Annotated in this window: 16 protein-coding genes; 6 read left to right on the top strand and 10 right to left on the bottom strand. The window is 39.8% G+C overall.

Annotated features, from left to right (window positions below; translation table 11 throughout):
• Positions 1 to 35 precede the first annotated feature (35 nt).
• Positions 36 to 425 (top strand): DUF983 domain-containing protein, encoded by a 390-nt coding sequence (locus tag ACOKFD_RS09380; protein WP_422860970.1) that lies wholly within the window; start codon positions 36 to 38, stop codon positions 423 to 425.
• On the opposite strand, the gene ACOKFD_RS09385 is transcribed toward ACOKFD_RS09380, so the two are convergent.
• The 10 genes from ACOKFD_RS09385 to ACOKFD_RS09430 all read right to left on the bottom strand — a co-directional run bounded on the left by ACOKFD_RS09385 (position 401) and on the right by ACOKFD_RS09430 (position 13,430).
• Positions 401 to 1,471, bottom strand: coding sequence for an NAD(P)/FAD-dependent oxidoreductase (locus ACOKFD_RS09385; protein WP_422860971.1), 1,071 nt, complete (start codon positions 1,469 to 1,471; stop codon positions 401 to 403). The two genes, ACOKFD_RS09380 and ACOKFD_RS09385, sit on opposite strands and share 25 nt — an antisense overlap.
• Positions 1,472 to 1,697: 226 nt before the next feature.
• Positions 1,698 to 2,321: a hypothetical protein gene (locus ACOKFD_RS09390; protein ID WP_422860972.1), complete on the bottom strand. Its 624-nt coding sequence runs from the start codon at positions 2,319 to 2,321 to the stop codon at positions 1,698 to 1,700.
• Positions 2,322 to 2,807: 486 nt separating this feature from the next.
• Positions 2,808 to 3,710 (bottom strand): gliding motility protein GldN, encoded by a 903-nt coding sequence (gldN, locus tag ACOKFD_RS09395; protein WP_422860973.1) that lies wholly within the window; start codon positions 3,708 to 3,710, stop codon positions 2,808 to 2,810.
• A gap of 20 nt (positions 3,711 to 3,730) precedes the next feature.
• Positions 3,731 to 5,311, bottom strand: a complete 1,581-nt coding sequence (gldM, locus tag ACOKFD_RS09400) for a gliding motility protein GldM (protein ID WP_422860974.1) — start codon at positions 5,309 to 5,311, stop codon at positions 3,731 to 3,733.
• Positions 5,312 to 5,378: 67 nt separating this feature from the next.
• Positions 5,379 to 6,032 (bottom strand): gliding motility protein GldL, encoded by a 654-nt coding sequence (gldL, locus tag ACOKFD_RS09405; RefSeq protein ID WP_422860975.1) that lies wholly within the window; start codon positions 6,030 to 6,032, stop codon positions 5,379 to 5,381.
• A 73-nt stretch (positions 6,033 to 6,105) separates the two neighbouring features.
• The gene (gene gldK / locus ACOKFD_RS09410) at positions 6,106 to 7,488 is read right to left on the bottom strand and encodes a gliding motility lipoprotein GldK (protein WP_422860976.1); all 1,383 of its coding nucleotides are present in this window, start codon (positions 7,486 to 7,488) and stop codon (positions 6,106 to 6,108) included.
• A 122-nt stretch (positions 7,489 to 7,610) separates the two neighbouring features.
• Positions 7,611 to 8,768 carry a formimidoylglutamase gene (locus ACOKFD_RS09415; protein WP_298997365.1) on the bottom strand — a complete coding sequence of 386 codons (1,158 nt, stop codon included), beginning with the start codon at positions 8,766 to 8,768 and terminating at the stop codon, positions 7,611 to 7,613.
• Position 8,769: 1 nt separating this feature from the next.
• Complete coding sequence (gene topA, locus ACOKFD_RS09420; RefSeq protein ID WP_422860977.1) at positions 8,770 to 11,253, bottom strand: type I DNA topoisomerase; 2,484 nt, start codon at positions 11,251 to 11,253, stop codon at positions 8,770 to 8,772.
• A 119-nt stretch (positions 11,254 to 11,372) separates the two neighbouring features.
• The gene (locus ACOKFD_RS09425) at positions 11,373 to 12,623 is read right to left on the bottom strand and encodes an LVIVD repeat-containing protein (protein WP_422860978.1); all 1,251 of its coding nucleotides are present in this window, start codon (positions 12,621 to 12,623) and stop codon (positions 11,373 to 11,375) included.
• A 72-nt stretch (positions 12,624 to 12,695) separates the two neighbouring features.
• A complete protein-coding gene (locus ACOKFD_RS09430; RefSeq protein ID WP_422860979.1) occupies positions 12,696 to 13,430 on the bottom strand; it encodes a hypothetical protein in 735 nt (244 codons plus the stop codon).
• Positions 13,431 to 13,554: 124 nt separating this feature from the next.
• On the opposite strand from ACOKFD_RS09430, the gene miaB reads away from it, so the two are divergent.
• The 5 genes from miaB to secG are packed head-to-tail and all read left to right on the top strand — an operon-like array spanning position 13,555 to position 18,110.
• Positions 13,555 to 15,021, top strand: coding sequence for a tRNA (N6-isopentenyl adenosine(37)-C2)-methylthiotransferase MiaB (miaB, locus tag ACOKFD_RS09435; protein WP_422860980.1), 1,467 nt, complete (start codon positions 13,555 to 13,557; stop codon positions 15,019 to 15,021).
• A 3-nt stretch (positions 15,022 to 15,024) separates the two neighbouring features.
• On the top strand, positions 15,025 to 16,302 hold the full coding sequence (locus tag ACOKFD_RS09440) for a sigma-54 interaction domain-containing protein (protein ID WP_422860981.1): 1,278 nt from the start codon (positions 15,025 to 15,027) through the stop codon (positions 16,300 to 16,302).
• 24 nt (positions 16,303 to 16,326) lie between these two features.
• A complete protein-coding gene (locus ACOKFD_RS09445) occupies positions 16,327 to 16,845 on the top strand; it encodes an LptE family protein (RefSeq protein ID WP_422860982.1) in 519 nt (172 codons plus the stop codon).
• A 6-nt stretch (positions 16,846 to 16,851) separates the two neighbouring features.
• Positions 16,852 to 17,739, top strand: coding sequence for a hypothetical protein (locus ACOKFD_RS09450; protein ID WP_422860983.1), 888 nt, complete (start codon positions 16,852 to 16,854; stop codon positions 17,737 to 17,739).
• A gap of 2 nt (positions 17,740 to 17,741) precedes the next feature.
• A complete protein-coding gene (gene secG / locus ACOKFD_RS09455) occupies positions 17,742 to 18,110 on the top strand; it encodes a preprotein translocase subunit SecG (protein ID WP_298997353.1) in 369 nt (122 codons plus the stop codon).
• The last annotated feature ends 32 nt before the right edge of the window (positions 18,111 to 18,142 follow it).

The raw sequence follows: 18,142 nt of genomic DNA on the forward strand, positions 1-18,142 counted from the left end.
TGCTACAATTTTTACCTTTGACAAAAGCACTGCAAATGTTAAAAAAAGGAACTAAACTCTACAGTATTTTAACAGGAAGTTGTCCTAGATGCCATGAAGAGCATATGTATACCAACAAAAACCCGTATACTTTTGGAAAATTGTTCAAAATGCATGAGCGTTGTTCCCATTGTGGTCTCAAGTACAAGATTGAGCCCTCCTTTTTCTATGGAGCCATGTATGTGAGTTATGGGGTTGGGGTCGCCTTTGCCGTGGCTGCCTTTGTGATTTCTTTTCTCTTTATTGGTCTGAATTTGCTCAACACCTTTATTGCCATTGTTTTGACCTTAATTGCTTTTATGCCCGTCATTATTCGGTTATCCCGAAATATCTGGATAAACTTTTTTGTCAAATATGAACCTCAAGAGCTCAAAGAAGCTTCTTGATAGTGTTTTAATGTAAACCTGCTCAGGTCCATTTCCGAGTTTATAGGTTCTGCTGTTTCTACAAAGTTGAAAAGCTGGCCTGCCGCATAAGGCGCAATAAGAACACCTCGAGAACCAAACCCATTCAAACAATATAAGTTCTTGTGAACGGGATGTTGACCTACCAAAGGTCTTCTATCGGTTACGGTGGGACGAATTCCAGCTACATGGGATACCACCTCAAAATTACATTTTAGAAAGCTTCTCAGTTTTGTAAGCAGCTCTTCCTTTGATACTTGGGTAGGTTCATTGGTCTTATCTTTCCACTTGTATGTAGCACCCACACGATACAGGTCTTCTCCCAAAGGAATTATGAATACCGAAGATTTTATCACGGATTCTTCCTTTAAATCTGGCGCTTTTATGGTCAACAATTCGCCTTTTGTACCATTTAGGGGCAAGTAGCTGAAAAATGGATTGGTTTTAAGCCCGTAACCATCTGCAAATACGATTTGTTTCGCTGGTATTTGTTTATAGTTGATATGGTCTTCTTTTATGTTTAATTGGGGAAAATCAAATGCTCCATGCGTAAACCAACTTTTCTTGGTGAGATATTCCGAATAAGTCCTAAGAAGTGTGCGGGTATCCACCCTACCCGTGTGGAGTACTTCTCCAAACCCTAATGGCGCATCAATATGTGGATTTAGATTTTGGTGTATAGCTGTGGAAAGGAAGTAATCCAAGCCAGATTTATCAGCCGCAACGAACCATCCATTTTGCTCTTCTACGGAAGCAAACAGTCGTAAAACCCTAAGTTTGTAATCTAACTTTACTAGGAGTTTTTCTTCTAACTTTTGATAGAAAGGCATGGCTAAATCCATCTGATGCCTAGCGTTCCAAGCCAATGTAAACCGTTTTAGAATTACCGGATTATAAAGACCTCCTGCAACTAAGGATGCTTGTTGGGAGTTATCAGAAACCACATGAAAGGACTTTCCATTCTTTTCCAGAACCTCACAAAAGGAAATTCCAGCCAAACCACAACCCACTACCAAATAATCTAACATAGGGCAAAAGTAGGAATCTCGAGTAGATGTTGAATATTGTAAGCCGATTCATTTACAGCTTAGCAAACCATCAGGACGGAAAATAATTGCACTTATCGGTCTTGTGTATGATTAGTTACGGACTTTTCCAACGGACAATGTCCGCCTGGATCTAAAAATAATTGATTGCAGGAATTTTCATTTGGAAATTCCGACCGCAATTAATTATACACCTTGTTAGCTGCAGTTATTTTTTATTTTTCATCAAGTCCATTAATCCATCTCTTCGTGATTTTTTTTCGGCAGCAAGGATTTTAATGATTCCAGAGAGATTCTCATAGATGTGGGAACTTTCAATATCGGCATGACTGTCAAACACAGTTAAATAAATTTCTTGAATTACATTATCGATAATTTGTAAAAGCTTTTCCGTTTTTTCAAAGGTTGGAGTGTCTAGATTTTCCTTAGATTTTTTATTGTCCGTATGTCCATATACTTTGTCTCTAAGGGATAACACGATATTAATAGTCTCCCTATTTTCCTCTAGTCGATTCTCCCAATCTTTGATTTTCTCTTCAGCAATTCCAAACCCACCAAAATATTGGTCCTTTTTTAATTTCTTGATGAAATGAAATATGTTGTATTTGTCCCTTTTTGAAGAACCACTCACGAGCTTAGATAATTCGATTACGGCATTTCTCCACATAATATGCCTAACAAATTCAAAATCCCTCGAATTATTCAAATAATCCAATTCTTCCGGCGAATCGGGTTTGTGCAAATAATAAGAGTACTTCAGGCATTTTTTGGAAAGAATTGAAATTTTCCAAATTGCCAAAATGTTTTCTTTGATTTCCGTTTTACTTGGCATTACGGTAATTGCTGCTAACGATAAAGATATGGCTCCGTTTCAATGGGCTATATCGTCCGATACTGAAACAAGTTCAGCATAAGTAAGTGAAGTTCGGGAATTTTAATCGAAAATACCATTCAAGATTCATTGATATAGAATGTAGATTGACAATGGGCTTGGGGAGATTATATTTAGATTTCTCGCTTTGTCTTCAACTCCCTGGCCTCACCATAAGACTTCTCGACTGCGCTCGAAGTGACAATAGTTTTCCTTTTGTCATTTCGAAAGAGTGAAACGACTGAGAAATCTAGACCTAGCATAGATTTTTTCTTTTCAATAAGCGCCAAGTCAAAACAACAAAATTGAGCAAAAAAAACGCCGCACTAAAGTGCGGCGTTGTATGAATTGAATTGGAAAATTATTTTTCGTGGGATTCCGAAACAAGTTCGGAATAATTCAACCATCATCCCTTTTTTGTTAAAGACTTCAAAGGGTTGGGTTTCATTAGTACGCCCACATATCCTGCTCCCGGTCGCGAATCACTTCTTTGATTCTATTGGCTTCCAAGAGTTGGAACAGTGCATTGTCAAAAATATAATCGTCTATCTCACGGTCACCGTGAACATTCTCTTCTTTATAGATTACTCCATTAAAACGTCTTGCGTTCAAGAGCATATCAAAAGAGATGGGACGTGCAGAATTACGTTGGTTATACACCTTGGCATCGTGCAAGATCTGTCTTGCTGCAGGATACCAAACCCAGAACAACTCTACTTTATTTTCTCCCGGGTCTACGGACTCGTCGTCAATAAAGTTTACGTCTGGTGCTACGGGAGCAATTCCCAATAGTCTATATTTCAATTCTCCTTGACGCTTGTCAAAGTACCAGATTCCCTTAATACGATACTCTTCAATATCAGCAGCGGTCAAATCTCTTCGGTTGATAAACTCGGCAGAAATCTGTTCACCAGCATTCAATTGTTCGTATCCCAGGTCAGTTGTATCCACTTTTTGTAAGGTGGCTGACAAGTCATCCAATACACGCTTTTCCGTAAAATAGGAATCTGCATATACTTCTGTCAGTTTTCCATTTCTGATGTTTTTCATCAAAACATGGTACAACGACCTTCTATCTAGTCCAATACCAATGGTATCGGTAGGATAGTATAGGGGAAAGTTTACACGTTCGTCCAGGTCAATGATTTCCCAAGTGGTCTTGGACCAAAGGATATCTCGGTCGTCCACATAGCCATAAGCTAAGGGCTCGTCCGCATCCTGTGCGATTTGTGCTTCAGTCTTTTTACCAATCTCATCTGGCATTTTGGCATTTAGAATGTTTGCCTGAGCCATCATTGATACGGGCAAAAGACTTAAAGCTCCAATTACGAATACATTTTTCCAATTCATGATCTTCAGTATACTTTATTTTAGTTTGTAAGCTCCACTACCACTGGAGAAACTTTCTTCAACTTGTAGCTTCTGTTATTGGTAATGAATGCGTTGATGTCAAAAATCTGAACGGCATCACCTCTTCTGGCTCTCTTAAGGGCAGATTTGGCTTGAGCGTTCAATTTGTTACCTTTTACTACGATGGTAGGTTGACCTGGCACCTTGAACTTAAATCCTCCAACAGAAAGATTTAAATCAAAGTCAAAGTCTTCCAACATAGCGCTGATGGTAGAAATCTCAAGGTTTCTTCTTGGCATTTTCACGCTACCTGCCTCACCACGTACGGTTCCGCTAGGTCTTGGAATATCCTTGATTCTAAACTCAGACTTGGTTGAAATTCCTTTACCATCTGGCAATGTACCAGAAGCTGTAATGGTAACTGTTCTTCCTTTTCCAGGATTCATGATGTAGTTACTACCACTTCTCTTGGATAGACCAGCAGCAGAAGCTCTAACTTTATTGTCAGGAATACCAGGAATAGAAATCGTCATTGGGTTAGCAACCCCACGATACACCACATTCATCTTATCTGCAGAAATTACAGCCGCATTAGGCTTAGTAATTGTAGCAAAGACATTGTTCACTTCAACAGGAACTTCTTTACCATCCTGCATAAAGTACATGGTACCTTTGATTTCGTGATCACCGGCAGCACCAGCACCAATCAACATTTTAATTCCACCTGCTTCAAGAACATAGTCTTTACCGTCAGTCAATTTTCTTCCGTCCAAAGTCAATTCAGCTTTTACAGGAGTGGAAGTCTTGTCAGTCTTGCTAACAATGATTTTACCATCATACTTCTCACCTGTGTAATATGCAGTTTTTGGCGCAGCCAAAGAACTCTGGAAGTTTGTTAAACTAACTGCAGCAGTCAAGTTACCTTCTAATAAGCTTTTCAATACTTCCTGTTCAGTAGTTTTGATGTCTGCTTGAAGTTGTGTGATCTTGGTCAATGAAGCCACTAAAGGAAATCCTTCAAAATGATAGTTAATCCAATCTTGACGAGTTCCGTCTCTTTTCTCAACTTTACCATCATCTTTTTTACCATCACCTGTAGCGAATCTAGTTTTTACAGACTCCTTGATTCCGTTAAACTTGTCCTTAGGCAAAGCATTGACTACACCATCTCGGTATCCTTCAATTTGCTTCAAGAAATTTTCTCCTTCAGGCTTCAAGTTATCTCCTTGGAAAAATAAATTATCTAGATAATCTGACTTATCCATTACAACATAATCCTTAGGATCTTCCAATCCTTCAACCATGCCTTTTTTGATAGTCTCCAAGTAGCTGTTATACTTATCCGAAAGTTCTTTTACCTGTTGGGCGTTTTTGTAAAGCACACCATACTCTTCCTCATTCTCGGAAGCCTTGGTAGCCAACCCTTCAAGGAAACCTTCGTTACTTGCGGTCATTTTAGTATTAGAAGTCTCCAACTTTTCGTTCATAAGACCGAAAGCGGCGAGTACTTCTTTACTCATATTCAGGGCCAACATCGCGATGAAGATCAAATACATAAGGTTGATCATCTTCTGACGTGGTGTTTGTTTTCCTCCTGCCATGTTTTTTATCTAATTAGAATTAATAATTAATTTGATTTGGGTTTTGGTATATCAATCAATACCCCAATTAGTTTCTGCTACCCATGGCAGATAGCATATTTCCGTATACGCCGTTCAAAGAAGAAAGGTTGGTAGCCAAAGACTCCATTTGTTCTTTCAATGCACCAGCGTTCTGTACAACTTCCTCGTTGATAGAAGCTTGACGGCTAGCACTTTCCAATTGAACTTTGTACAAGCTGTTCAAAGATTCCATTTGAGCAGCAGCGTGAGACAATTCTTCAGAGTATTTCTTAGTGTGCTGGATAGCATCCGTAGTAGGCGCTATGTTTTTAGCTGCACCTTCGAAACTTTTGATGCTTTCACCCAAACTTGAGAAAAGCTCAGAATCAATATTAGCCTCTTTCAATAGGTCATCCAATTTTCTGGAAAGAAGACCTTCAGCTTCTTGAGCTTGCTTCACGTCGTTCTTGTTTCCTTTAGATTGACCATTGGCCAATTCTGGATAAACCAAAGACCAATCGTACTCGTCGTCTACTGGTTCAAATGCACTGATGGCGAAAATTAATGCCTCAGTAATAAGACCTACAGCAAGAAGCAAACCACCTGTAAGGGGTCCAAACTCCCAGTGAAGGATTTTAAATAGTGCACCAATAATTACCACTGATGCTCCAAGCCCGTAGGCCATGTTAAACAGTTTTTTTGTTGATTTTGACTGTGCCATAATTCTAGTTTTAATTAAGTTATATAATAAGTATTTGGTTACTGGTTAAAATACTATCTTCTATTCTTTATGTTTAGTTGGGAAGACCTTTACGTCCGTTGGTAGAGTCTTCTTCTCCCATAAAATCTTGTACTGTTCTAAAGCCAATATAGCTTCTCGCAGAATCTTGATACTCATAATCCCTGGTACTCACCTGAAGGAAATAAGCAACATCCTTCCAAGAACCTCCACGTATTACTTTTCTCTGATTTTGTCCTGAACCAACATTTGGATTCATGGTTGAAAGATATTCGTAGGCTCCTGGATCAAAGCTTGAGCTTGTCCACTCCGATACGTTACCTGCCATATTGTACAAGTTGTACTCATTAGGCTCATAAGACTTTGCCTCTACGGTATATAAAGCCGCATCTGCCGCATAGTCTCCACGTTGTGGTTTAAAGTTGGCCATAAAGCAACCAGTATCACTGATTACATAAGGACCACCCCAAGGATAAGTACCTCCTTCAATACCACCTCTAGCAGCATACTCCCATTCAGCTTCTGTAGGTAATCTGAATTGATTTACAAATTGTCTACCTCTACTTTTTTGGTCGTCATTCTTGAATTTGGTTCTCCAATTACAAAACGCTTTGGCTTGCATCCAGTTCACACCCACAACAGGGTAGTCACTATAAGCGTCATGCCAGAAGTAATCGTTGTGCATAGGCTCGTTGTAAGAGTATTCGAAGTCCCTAATCCAAACCGTGGTGTCTGGATAGATTTCCAATTCCTCTTGTCTAATAAAATCTTTTCTTCTACTGTTCTTCGCGCGAGCTGCAGCCTCGATGTCCATCCAATTGTACTTATACTTTAATTTGGTAACATCTACGGTACGTTGACCATTATAGCTTTCTTCCTCTGGGATGTAAAGCGAGTCCATTACCTCAGCATAATACTCGTCAGGATATTCTGAAGTGTCCCAAACAAGATCAACGTCTTTATCCAGAGCACGTCCTTCATAACCCGTCTCACCAAGACCAGCATAGTTATCCAACATATACCTTTCATATACCGAAATCTTAGTAGTGTCGGTATCTTTAAAAGCATACTCTCCAATTCCATCGTCTTCGGCTCCCAATCCCAACTCATCTGCTAGGATAGCCAATTTTGTTCTTGTAATGGAATCCTTTACCCATTCTACAAACTGACGATACTCACTGTTAGTAATTTCTGTATCGTCCATGTAAAATGAACGGACGGTAACGGTACGCGTTGGTGCGTTCTGTACCTTGGCTTGATCTTCTTCCGCTTTACCCATGACAAAGGAACCACGGGGAATCAATTCCATTCCATAGGGTTTTTCTGGGTACCATTTTTTACCCTTTACCCCAACTAGTTCACCTTTTGATCTTGATTTAGAACCGCAACTAGTCAGTAAAAAAACAAGTGCCAGAGATGAAAAGAATAGCTTTCTCATACTTTAGGTTAAATTATTCGATTTAGATTTCTGTAGGCTGCGCAATGCAAATTCATATTTTCAAAACTGTTTTTCACACAAATTATTGTACAAAAACAATTTATCCATTAAAATTAATTCGTTTAGTTAAGGCCTTTTCTGTAAGCCTTGAACCACCGTTCAGGAATATTTTGATTACATGCTTCCAAATAGTCCTCTTCGGTGCATGGTAATAACGCTGGTGAATTTGTTTTAGTATGTTCTGGTAAAATTGAAGGCACTTCTACCCACCATCTTTCCGTTACGTGGCTTTTGTAGAAGATAAGCTCCTCGGTATCGGTGGGTACGGTAAACTTGGTAAAGTCTTCACTTTGGGATGTGGGACGTTCTTTTACTCTAAAAGTAATGCCTTCCAAGAAATACCAGATAATCTGGGCAATCATCTGAAAACCTTGGTGGGAGTTATCGCCTTCATAAATGCCGAAAACGGATACCGAATCACTTAGACCTGCGTAACGTGCTATACTGCATATCTCACGACCCGTGAATCCATTGGGTGAAAAGCTTTTCCCCATACCCATCTCACTGGCCCGTATAGAAGTAAGGTCCAGACTCACAATATGGGCATTGCGCAAAACGGGTTCGGCCAGAGAAATATTCGCTGCAATATCGCCCAATCGGTAAGCATCAAAGAAAAGTCTTTCCATCAAATCCAATTCTTCTTGGGCGTTGAAGTAACTCTGAAAACCTATATTGGAAAAGTTGAAAAGATTGTTTGGTTTGTCCGTTATGATTTTGCTCATGTAAGAATGCGAAGAAATCAATTCATCTGCCTGACCAAAATCAAACCTGCTGTCAATGCACACCAGATTGACCATATCACGAATCTTATCGAAGGCCCTGTAGGTTGGAAAAGTGATGTCTTGGGTGGCACCTATTATAATAGGTATAATTTTTTCATCCAAAAGACCGGCCACAATCTCTTTAACCACAAAGTAAGTGTCTTCAATGGTCTCACCTTCTTCTACATCTCCAATATCCAATATGGTGGCATCCCAATTCCCCTTCATCAATCGATACAATTGAATTCGTATTTCATCAACATCCAATGGTATTGGTTTTTTCTCCACCGCATTTCTGGATTCCAATACGCCAAAAATGGCTACTGTAGCGTTTGCAAAAACGGGAAACCCCTTTTGCGCGGTATGTTTATGAATACTTTTTCCAAGGGATTGTGGTGGCAACAATTCCGAGTATGCCAAAACTTTATCCTTAACGGGAACCAAAAAATCGAATGCCATTTTATTTTTTTGTCTTAGCCTTGGTCTTTTTCTTTGGAGTTTTCTTTTCTATAAGAGCCTTGGCTTCTTCCAAAGTAACCTTTGATGCATCCACATCCTTTGAAAGTTCCACCTTCACCCTTCCTTTAATAATATTATGCCTGCCCCATCTTGCTTTTTCAATTCGGATTTTTTCTTCAGGCCATTCCTGTATTAACTTTTCGGCCTCTTTTATTTTTTTGGTTTCAATCAATTCAGCAATGTCGGAACTTGAAAGATTGTCAAAATCATATTTCTTGTTCACATTGATAAACATGCCATCCCATTTTATAAATGGTCCGAATCTTCCTTTACCTTTGGTAACGTCCTTACCTTCGTATGAAGCTATAGGTGCATCTGCTTTTTCCTTCTCTTGAATCAATTCTATGGCTCTGTCCAAATCTACCTCAAAAGCATTTTCTCCTGTACCTAGGGAAACAAATTTTTTACCAAACCGGACGTAAGGTCCATACCTCCCCACATTGGCTTCTATCTCTTCCCCTTTATACACTCCCAACTTTCTGGGAAGCTCAAAAAGGGACATAGCCTCCTCAAAAGTGATAGTGGTGATGGATTGGTCTGGAAGCAAACTGGCAAAAAGAGGTTTTTCTTCTTCCTCAACGGTCCCAATCTGAACCATGGGACCAAATCTTCCCAACCGGGCGGCTACCTGTCTCCCAGATTTTGGGTCCTTACCCAGAACACGCTCTCCACTGGCACGTTCTGCATTTTCCTCTACATCTTGAACATTGGGATGGAAGTCTTTGTAGAACTGTTCCATCATTTCTTGCCAATCCTCGTCCCCAGCAGCAATCTCATCAAAATTCTCTTCAACCTTGGCGGTAAAGTTGTAATCCAAAATAGTGGTAAAGTGACTGACCAAAAAGTCATTCACAATCATTCCTATATCTGTTGGAACCAGTTTACCTTTGTCGGAACCAACAAGTTCCGTCAATTTCTTTTCGGCAACCTGATTGGATTCTAAAGTAAGTTGCATGTAATTGCGTTCCGTTCCTTCTACGGTTCCTTTCTCCACATAGCCCCTATTTTGAATAGTTGAAATTGTAGGCGCATAGGTAGACGGCCTCCCAATTCCAAGTTCCTCCAATTTTTTCACCAAAGAAGCTTCTGTATAGCGATACGGTGGCCTTGAAAATCGTTCCGTAGCAGTAATATATTTGTTGGTAAGTGCTTCTCCTATGGACATGGCAGGGAGCATACCTTCTTGTTCCTCTGCCTTATCTTCTTCATCGGTACCTTCCAAGTACACTTTAAGGAAGCCATCAAACTTAACTACCTCACCATTGGCCACAAATTCTTCCTGATGGGAACTTGCTTTTATCTTTACATTGGTACGCTCCAAAATGGCATCGCTCATTTGGGAGGCCAGTGTACGTTTCCAAATAAGCTCATATAATTTTGCCTGGTCACGCTCCAATGAGGGCGACTGCAATTTCATATCTGTTGGACGGATTGCCTCATGCGCTTCCTGAGCCCCTTTTGATTTGCCAGTGTAGTTCCTTGTCTTACTATAGGACTCCCCATAATTTTGAACGATAGCATCCTTAGCTGCACTTAGGGCTTCGTTGGAAAGGTTCACACTATCGGTTCTCATGTAGGTGATAAGTCCCGCTTCGTACAACCGCTGCGCTACCTGCATGGTTCTACTTACCGAGAAATACAACTTTCTTGAAGCTTCCTGCTGCAAAGTTGATGTTGTAAACGGTGCAGCGGGCGATTTCTTGGCGGGTTTCTTATCCAGACTCCCTACCGAAAAACTAGCTCCAACGTTTTGTTGTAAAAATGCTTTGGCCGTTTCCAAACTGGAGAATGTTTTGTTCAGCTTCGCCGAAAAAACACTTCCCTCCTTGGTTTTGAATTCAGCTCGAATTCTAAAAGATGCCTCTGGATTGAAAACCTCTATCTCCCGTTCGCGCTCAACAATTAATCTAACGGCAACGGACTGTACTCTTCCCGCAGAGAGTCCCGGTTTTATTTTTTTCCACAGAACTGGTGAAAGTTGATATCCTACCAAACGGTCCAATACCCGTCTCGCTTGTTGGGCATTCACCAAGTTGTAATTTATTTCACGCGGGTTTTGAATCGCTTTTTGAATCGCAGATTTCGTTATTGAGTTAAAAACGATTCGCTTTGTTTTTTTCTGATCTAATTTCAGCTCTTCCGCTAAATGCCAAGAAATAGCTTCTCCTTCACGGTCTTCATCACTTGCCAGCCATATGACATCTGCTTTTTGAGCTAAATCCTTGAGTTTTTTAACAAGGGCTTTCTTTTCCTTGTCAACGGTATATTTAGGTTTGAAACCATTCTCCACATCAACTCCCAATTCTTTGGAAGGAAGGTCAGCGATATGTCCAAAACTGGATTCAACTCGGTAGTCTTTACCTAAAAACCGTTCGATGGTTTTTGCCTTTGCTGGGGACTCAACAATAACTAAATTCTTTGGCATGCAATGCTTTTTAAGCTAACAAAAATATATCAAAATTTCGATTCTGGATTTTAAACAAAATATGGTACAAAAAAATATCCCGCAAAAAACGGGATATTCAACTGGGAAATTACACGACCTTAATTAAGGCCGATTTGACTTATAAGCCTGATTTTATCATCCAAATATTCATATTGATACAGTATTTCGTCGCCTACCATAATTAAATGATTTTCCAAAGGAATAACATCAAACGTAACAATATCTTTAAAATGATTTAACAGAGAAAGACCTTCAACATCTGTTTTGTCATACACCTTTAAGCCCGCAGACCCATCACAAATAAAAAGCTTTTCATCTCGAATCCCCAAGCCATAAGGCTCTTCCATGGGATACGAAATGGTCAATTCCGGTTTTTCAATATCTGAAATATCAACAATGAATAGACCACTTTCAATCGCTCCACAACCATTTCCTCCACGCAAGGTAACATATGCGTAATCTCCATCTACAACAACTGGATCGCATGCTGTACCATGCTGAAACTCTGAAACAAAAGTGGGTGTTGCCGGGGACGAAATATCATAAATGTACATCCCTCGCATACTTCCTAAAAACAAATGTTCTCCCCTATTGAATATGGTCTCTATGTCAAATCCAGCATATACATCTTCCAAATCTTGTGGGTTTTCTAAATCTGAAATATCAAATACATTAATAGTATGGCTGTCCACAGCGTACAAATATTCCCCTACAATCTTAAAGCGAGCCAAAGAACCCCCTTGTCCCGTTTGCCCGCCATTTGAACTTTCCGCAACCGCTGCATCGTTAAAAAAAATTTCATTTTGGTTTTCCACTTCAGATATTAACCTTCTTTCCGTAGTGGTCTCCCAACCAATGAGTATTTCGGTTTCATAATCGTAGGTTGCATATTCCACAATATCTACCCCAATGGGAAAGAACACCCCTTCACGAAGCACGTTTTCTAAACGATTTACTTGCTGGATATTATAGATATCAGAGATATCAAGAACAACCAAGTCCATGAGACTATCAGCGTACAAAAAATTATCCTTAACCGAAATATCAACATTGGCTGGAATTTCAATAAAAGCGATTTTTACAGGTTGCTGAGGATTACTATTGTCAATCACATGGACCCCACGGCTTTTATCGTTGATAAAGACATAATCCTGATAGGCGTATACCTTTCCAGACTCATCAATGGGTTCCGGGGGAAGAATATCCACACCGTTGGCAAAATCGGCTTTGCTCATGACCAAGGGTCGAGCTACCAAATATTCCGCATATTCGTCATCATCATTTGAATCATCACAGGAAATAAAAAAAAGGATGACCAGGGGTAAGAGAAAAAAGAGTTGCTTTTTCATTGGTGTTTAAGTTTTTTGGATGAATAACACCCTTTAGATAAAAAAGCTTAAACAAAGTTGCGCTTAGAAATGCTAAAATTCCGTTTCAGAAGAAAATCCTAGGCTTTCTTTATAAATGAAATAAATAGGTATGCGGGTAAACATAGCCGTGAACAAAAACCCAATAAAACAAAGCAGTACGCCCAACTGAGCTACTAGGCCCGCAACCAAAATCAACCCAAAAATAACAAGCCAGTTTTTATTTCCCAATGCAAACGATGCCTTGGTAATCTCTCCTGGGCTAAGTTCTTCATTAAACGCAAAAAAAGCAGAAATTAGAGACATGGGCACAACTAGGTAAACAATACCAATACCACAGGTGAGCATGCCAAGAATGGAAAGACCAGAAATAATCAAAGCCAATGTAAAAGCTTTCCCCAAGTAGGGTTTTTTAAAGTAAAAAAAGTAATCATCTCTACCACTCTGCCCAGAATCTACCATTTTACAAATGCGCAAAAAAGCAGCGGTCAAGCAAGTGGTGAACATGGTCACTCCAATCAGCATGACCGGATAGTAAAAGATGAAGAACAAAATCATTGACGCTGGTAATTCTTCACTTTCAAAATAATAAGGATCTGTCATTCCTATAGCCACCATAGGAATATAGGCTACAAGATAAAATGGAATGATGACCACAAAAGTCAACAATAGCGTAATGAAACCCTGAACCCATACTTTTTTGAAGAGTTCAAACGAAGCATTAAAAATTCTTCCAAAATCCAGTGAATTGCTTGAATCGATTTTTTCAGTGACTTGAGAAAAGTTCATTTTTGGTTGGTTTTTACTACCAAGCAAGTTAAGAATATCCCAATAACCTAAAAGACCTGCTAAATAATACTGCCAAATTGTCACTAAAACAGAATATGCATTATCTTTGCCCTCCATTTGAAGCATGATGAACAAGAAAGAGCATTCAGAGAAAATAATCAACGAAGAACTGCAGGGAAACACACTGACACTTGAAGAAGTTCAGAATAACACCCGTAAGCTTTATATTGAGAGTTACGGCTGTCAGATGAATTTTTCGGACAGCGAGATAGTAGCATCAATATTAGCGAAAGAGGGTTTTAACACTACAACCCAACTTGAAGAGGCCGATTTGGTTCTGGTCAACACCTGCTCTATTCGTGAAAAAGCTGAAACGACTGTGCGTAAGCGGTTAGAAAAGTTCAATGCTGTAAAAAAGATAAATCCAGGAATGAAAGTAGGGGTATTGGGGTGTATGGCCGAACGCCTTAAGAGCAAATTCTTGGAAGAGGAAAAAATAGTGGATATGGTTGTAGGACCGGATGCCTACAAAGACCTGCCTAATCTTATCCAGGAAATTGATGAGGGAAGAAATGCTGTGAATGTCATCTTATCCAAAGATGAAACCTATGGGGATGTAGCCCCGGTGCGACTAAACTCTAATGGAGTCACTGCATTTGTCTCCATCACCCGGGGCTGTGACAATATGTGTACTTTCTGTGTGGTACCGTTTACCCGAGGAAGAGAACGTAGTAGAGATCCACAATCTATTTTAGAGGAAGTCAATGATCTTTGGGACAGAGGTTTTAAGGAAATTACGCTTTTAGGGCAGAATGTAGACAGTTATTTGTGGTACGGCGGCGGTTTAAAAAAGGATTTTGATAAGGCTACTGACATGCAAAAAGCCATCTCCGTAAACTTTGCAAAGCTTTTAGATATGGTTGCCCTTGCCCAACCTAAAATGAGAATCCGTTTTTCCACCTCCAACCCCCAAGATATGACCTTGGATGTGATTGAGACCATGGCAAAACATGATAATATTTGCAACTACATTCACTTGCCGGTTCAAAGTGGGAGCAACCGTATTTTGAAAGCCATGAATCGCCTGCACACCCGTGAGGAATACTTTGAGTTGATAGATAACATACGAAGAATCAATCCAGAATGCGCTATAAGTCAAGATATGATTTCTGGATTCCCTACTGAAACCGAAGAAGACCATCAGGACACTTTAAGCTTGATGGAGTATGTAAAGTATGATTTTGGCTTCATGTTTGCGTATTCCGAGCGACCAGGAACGTTGGCCGCTCGAAAATTGGAAGATGATGTCCCTGCGGAAACGAAGAAAAGAAGATTACAGGAAATCATCAATCTTCAACAAAAACATGGGCTTTTCCGCACCCAACAACATGTGGGAAAAGTAGAAGAAGTACTTATTGAAGGACCATCTAAAAAGTCAGACGCCCATTGGATGGGAAGAAACTCTCAGAACACCGTTGTGGTATTTCCAAAAGAAAACTATCAAGTAGGAGATTTTGTCAACGTAAAAATCAATGATTGTACTTCCGCCACACTCATCGGCGAAGCTGTTGAATATTCAAAGAACAACTAAGGCATGGAAAGTATTCAATCCATAAAACAACGATTTGAGCTTATCGGAAACGATACGCAACTGAATCGGGCCATTGAAAAAGCTATGCAGGTAGCGCCAACGGATATCTCCGTGTTGGTCACTGGAGAAAGTGGTGTTGGGAAAGAGGCTATCCCAAAAATAATACATTCCTTATCCCACAGAAAACACGCAAAGTATATAGCTGTTAACTGCGGGGCCATTCCTGAAGGTACCATTGATAGCGAATTGTTCGGTCACGAAAAAGGAGCTTTTACCGGAGCTACCCAAACCCGAAGTGGATACTTTGAAGTGGCAGATGGCGGAACCATTTTTTTGGACGAAGTGGGCGAACTTCCACTAACAACACAAGTTAGACTTCTTCGTGTGCTGGAAAATGGAGAATTCCTGAAAGTAGGTTCTTCTCAAGTTCAGAAAACCAATGTACGAATAGTGGCTGCTACAAATGTGAACATGTTTGAGGCCATTAAAAAAGAAAAGTTCCGTGAGGACCTATATTATAGGCTAAGTACTGTCGAAATTAATATTCCTCCGCTGCGTGAAAGGCAAGAGGACATTCATTTATTGTTCCGAAAATTCGCTTCTGATTTTGGTCAGAAATACAAAATGCCCACCATTCGTTTGGAAGAAGGTGCAATTGGCCTTCTTTTGAAGTATAGATGGCCAGGTAACATTAGGCAATTGCGAAATATTGCTGAACAGGTTTCTGTTCTGGAAGAGAACCGAAGTGTTTCTGCGGCTACTTTAAGTAGTTACTTGCCAAATGCCAATAGCACTAACCTACCTGCAGTGATTGGTCAAGAAAAAAAGGAAAGTGACTTCAGTAATGAGCGAGAGATTTTGTACAAGGTACTTTTTGATATGAAAGGTGATTTGAACGATTTAAAAAAGCTCACCTTGGAGCTCCTTCAGAATAGTGATACCAAAAAAGTACAGGAAGAAAACGAGACCTTGATTCAAAAAATTTATGGGAATCAGGATGAAACTCAAATAGAAAGAGAGGAAACGCTTCCTACTGAGGTTCTCCACCTTCCAGAACCCATTGCGGAAAATCACAGCACTCAAATCTCAAGACCTTCGGAAGACCGTTATCATTTTGCTGAAGAGATTCAGGAAGAAGAAACCCTTTCTTTACAAGAAAAGGAAATCGAGTTAATCAAAAAATCGTTGGAGCGAAACCGGGGCAAGCGAAAAGCTGCTGCTGCAGAGCTGGGAATCTCGGAACGAACGCTTTATCGAAAAATAAAACAATACGATTTATAACAGGTAAATCCTTAAATTGAGCTGATGGGAAAAAAGATAATGATAGTAGGACTGCTCTTTAGCATATTGCATTTGACAGGCTGTGGTGCCTATAATTTTTCAGGTGCCGATATTGGTACGGCAGAAAGCTTCCAAGTCAATTTCTTTCAGAATTATGCGGATCAAAGCCCAAGTTCCATTATTGTTCCCAGTTTGGACAGGGATTTTACTTTGGCACTTCAGGACCAAATCAATAACCTGACCAGTCTCTCGTTGACGGGAAGTAATGGAGACCTTCTTTATGAAGGGGAAATAGTTGAATACAGAGTTACTCCCATGACAGCAACTTCGGATCAGTTGACCGCGCAAAACCGTTTGACGATGAGTGTAAATGTTCGCTTTTTCAACAAAACCAAGGAAGATTCAGACTTCGAAAAGCGATTTTCCTTCTTCTTTGATTTTGATGCGACTGCTTCATTGACTTCCGTTCAGGCCCAGGCCCATGAGGAGATTTTTGAACGCTTAACCCAAGATATTTTTAATGCCTCACTAGGTAATTGGTAGCCCCATATGAACGTTTCGGATTTTTTACATATTCTTCGAAAATCGAATACTATTCTTTCCCCCCAACAAACACGGGAACTGGAAGATATTATTGCTGAGTACCCCTATTTTCAGGCAGCTAGGGCACTACATCTAAAGGGTTTGAAAAATCTGGACAGTTATAAGTACAATAATGCCCTTAAAGTGACCGCTGCCCATACTGCAGATAGAGATGTACTTTTTGATTACATAACTTCCAATGAGTTTGTTCAAAACACCATTGCTGATTCCATATCCGGCAGGGCCCCAAAATTGGAAGAAAAAAAGATTGTATCTGAAGAAATTCAACCTAATCCAGATACTGAAATTTTTATTGTAGAATCTGAAGAGAAGCCCTTACCCCAGAATATCGAAGATGCAGAACAAATCTTGGACCCAAAGCTTTTTGCATCGAGAGGACCAAATTCAGCCGTTAAAACGGACAATGACAAAATACAGAAAGCTGAAAATCAACTTGGTTTGGGCAAACCCTTGGCCTTTACAAAAAGTGAAAAACACTCTTTCGTAGAATGGCTACAACTGACCTCTGAAGAAATTACCAAGGAAATTGATGTCATTGAACCCATCGAAATAGACAAGAAAAGAAAGTTTGAACTTTTGGACAAGTTCATAGAAAATAATCCAAAAATTGTCCCAAAAGAAGAATCCCAGGCAAAGGTCGATATTAAAGACTCCGTCCGAATGGACAAAAATGAATTAATGACCGAAACATTGGCCAAGGTCTATCTGGAACAAAAGAAATACAAAAAAGCTATACAAGCCTTTAAGATATTGAGTTTGAAATATCCAGAAAAAAGTAGTTTCTTTGCCGACCAAATTCGAGCGGTCAAAAAACTGCAAAAAGAAAAGAAATAGCAATGAGTACGTTTACCATCTTTTTAATTTTAATAATTATAGTTTGCCTCCTTTTGATGTTGGTGGTTATGGTGCAGAACCCAAAGGGCGGAGGGTTATCTTCGTCATTTGGCGGTGGAGGAAACCAAGTTGTGGGCGGCGTCAAAAAAACTGGTGATTTTTTGGATAAAAGTACATGGACTTTGGCAACTTTGTTAATTGTATTGATTTTGTTGTCGAATGTTTCCTTAAAAGGGAGTTTTGGTCAAGCGCAGTCCAAAGTTTTAGATGGAAATGATGTTGAAACTACTGTTCCCGAAACGGTACCCGAGCAAGTTCCGGAACAGGTGCCTGCTACAGAACAGACCAATCCGGCAGATACTATCAACTAAAGATAAATGACATAATTTTAGATGAATGCCAG

The sequence above is a fragment of the Flagellimonas ulvae genome (genome assembly GCF_049333175.1).
GTDB lineage: Bacteria > Bacteroidota > Bacteroidia > Flavobacteriales > Flavobacteriaceae > Flagellimonas.

Coding starts and splice junctions, on each gene's coding strand:
- ACOKFD_RS09380 (WP_422860970.1), top strand. CDS start 36: ATGTTAAAAAAAGGAACTAAACTCTACAGTATTTTAACAGGAAGTTGT.
- ACOKFD_RS09385 (WP_422860971.1), bottom strand. CDS start 1,471: ATGTTAGATTATTTGGTAGTGGGTTGTGGTTTGGCTGGAATTTCCTTT.
- ACOKFD_RS09390 (WP_422860972.1), bottom strand. CDS start 2,321: ATGCCAAGTAAAACGGAAATCAAAGAAAACATTTTGGCAATTTGGAAA.
- gldN (WP_422860973.1), bottom strand. CDS start 3,710: ATGAATTGGAAAAATGTATTCGTAATTGGAGCTTTAAGTCTTTTGCCC.
- gldM (WP_422860974.1), bottom strand. CDS start 5,311: ATGGCAGGAGGAAAACAAACACCACGTCAGAAGATGATCAACCTTATG.
- gldL (WP_422860975.1), bottom strand. CDS start 6,032: ATGGCACAGTCAAAATCAACAAAAAAACTGTTTAACATGGCCTACGGG.
- gldK (WP_422860976.1), bottom strand. CDS start 7,488: ATGAGAAAGCTATTCTTTTCATCTCTGGCACTTGTTTTTTTACTGACT.
- ACOKFD_RS09415 (WP_298997365.1), bottom strand. CDS start 8,768: ATGGCATTCGATTTTTTGGTTCCCGTTAAGGATAAAGTTTTGGCATAC.
- topA (WP_422860977.1), bottom strand. CDS start 11,253: ATGCCAAAGAATTTAGTTATTGTTGAGTCCCCAGCAAAGGCAAAAACC.
- ACOKFD_RS09425 (WP_422860978.1), bottom strand. CDS start 12,623: ATGAAAAAGCAACTCTTTTTTCTCTTACCCCTGGTCATCCTTTTTTTT.
- ACOKFD_RS09430 (WP_422860979.1), bottom strand. CDS start 13,430: ATGAACTTTTCTCAAGTCACTGAAAAAATCGATTCAAGCAATTCACTG.
- miaB (WP_422860980.1), top strand. CDS start 13,555: ATGATGAACAAGAAAGAGCATTCAGAGAAAATAATCAACGAAGAACTG.
- ACOKFD_RS09440 (WP_422860981.1), top strand. CDS start 15,025: ATGGAAAGTATTCAATCCATAAAACAACGATTTGAGCTTATCGGAAAC.
- ACOKFD_RS09445 (WP_422860982.1), top strand. CDS start 16,327: ATGGGAAAAAAGATAATGATAGTAGGACTGCTCTTTAGCATATTGCAT.
- ACOKFD_RS09450 (WP_422860983.1), top strand. CDS start 16,852: ATGAACGTTTCGGATTTTTTACATATTCTTCGAAAATCGAATACTATT.
- secG (WP_298997353.1), top strand. CDS start 17,742: ATGAGTACGTTTACCATCTTTTTAATTTTAATAATTATAGTTTGCCTC.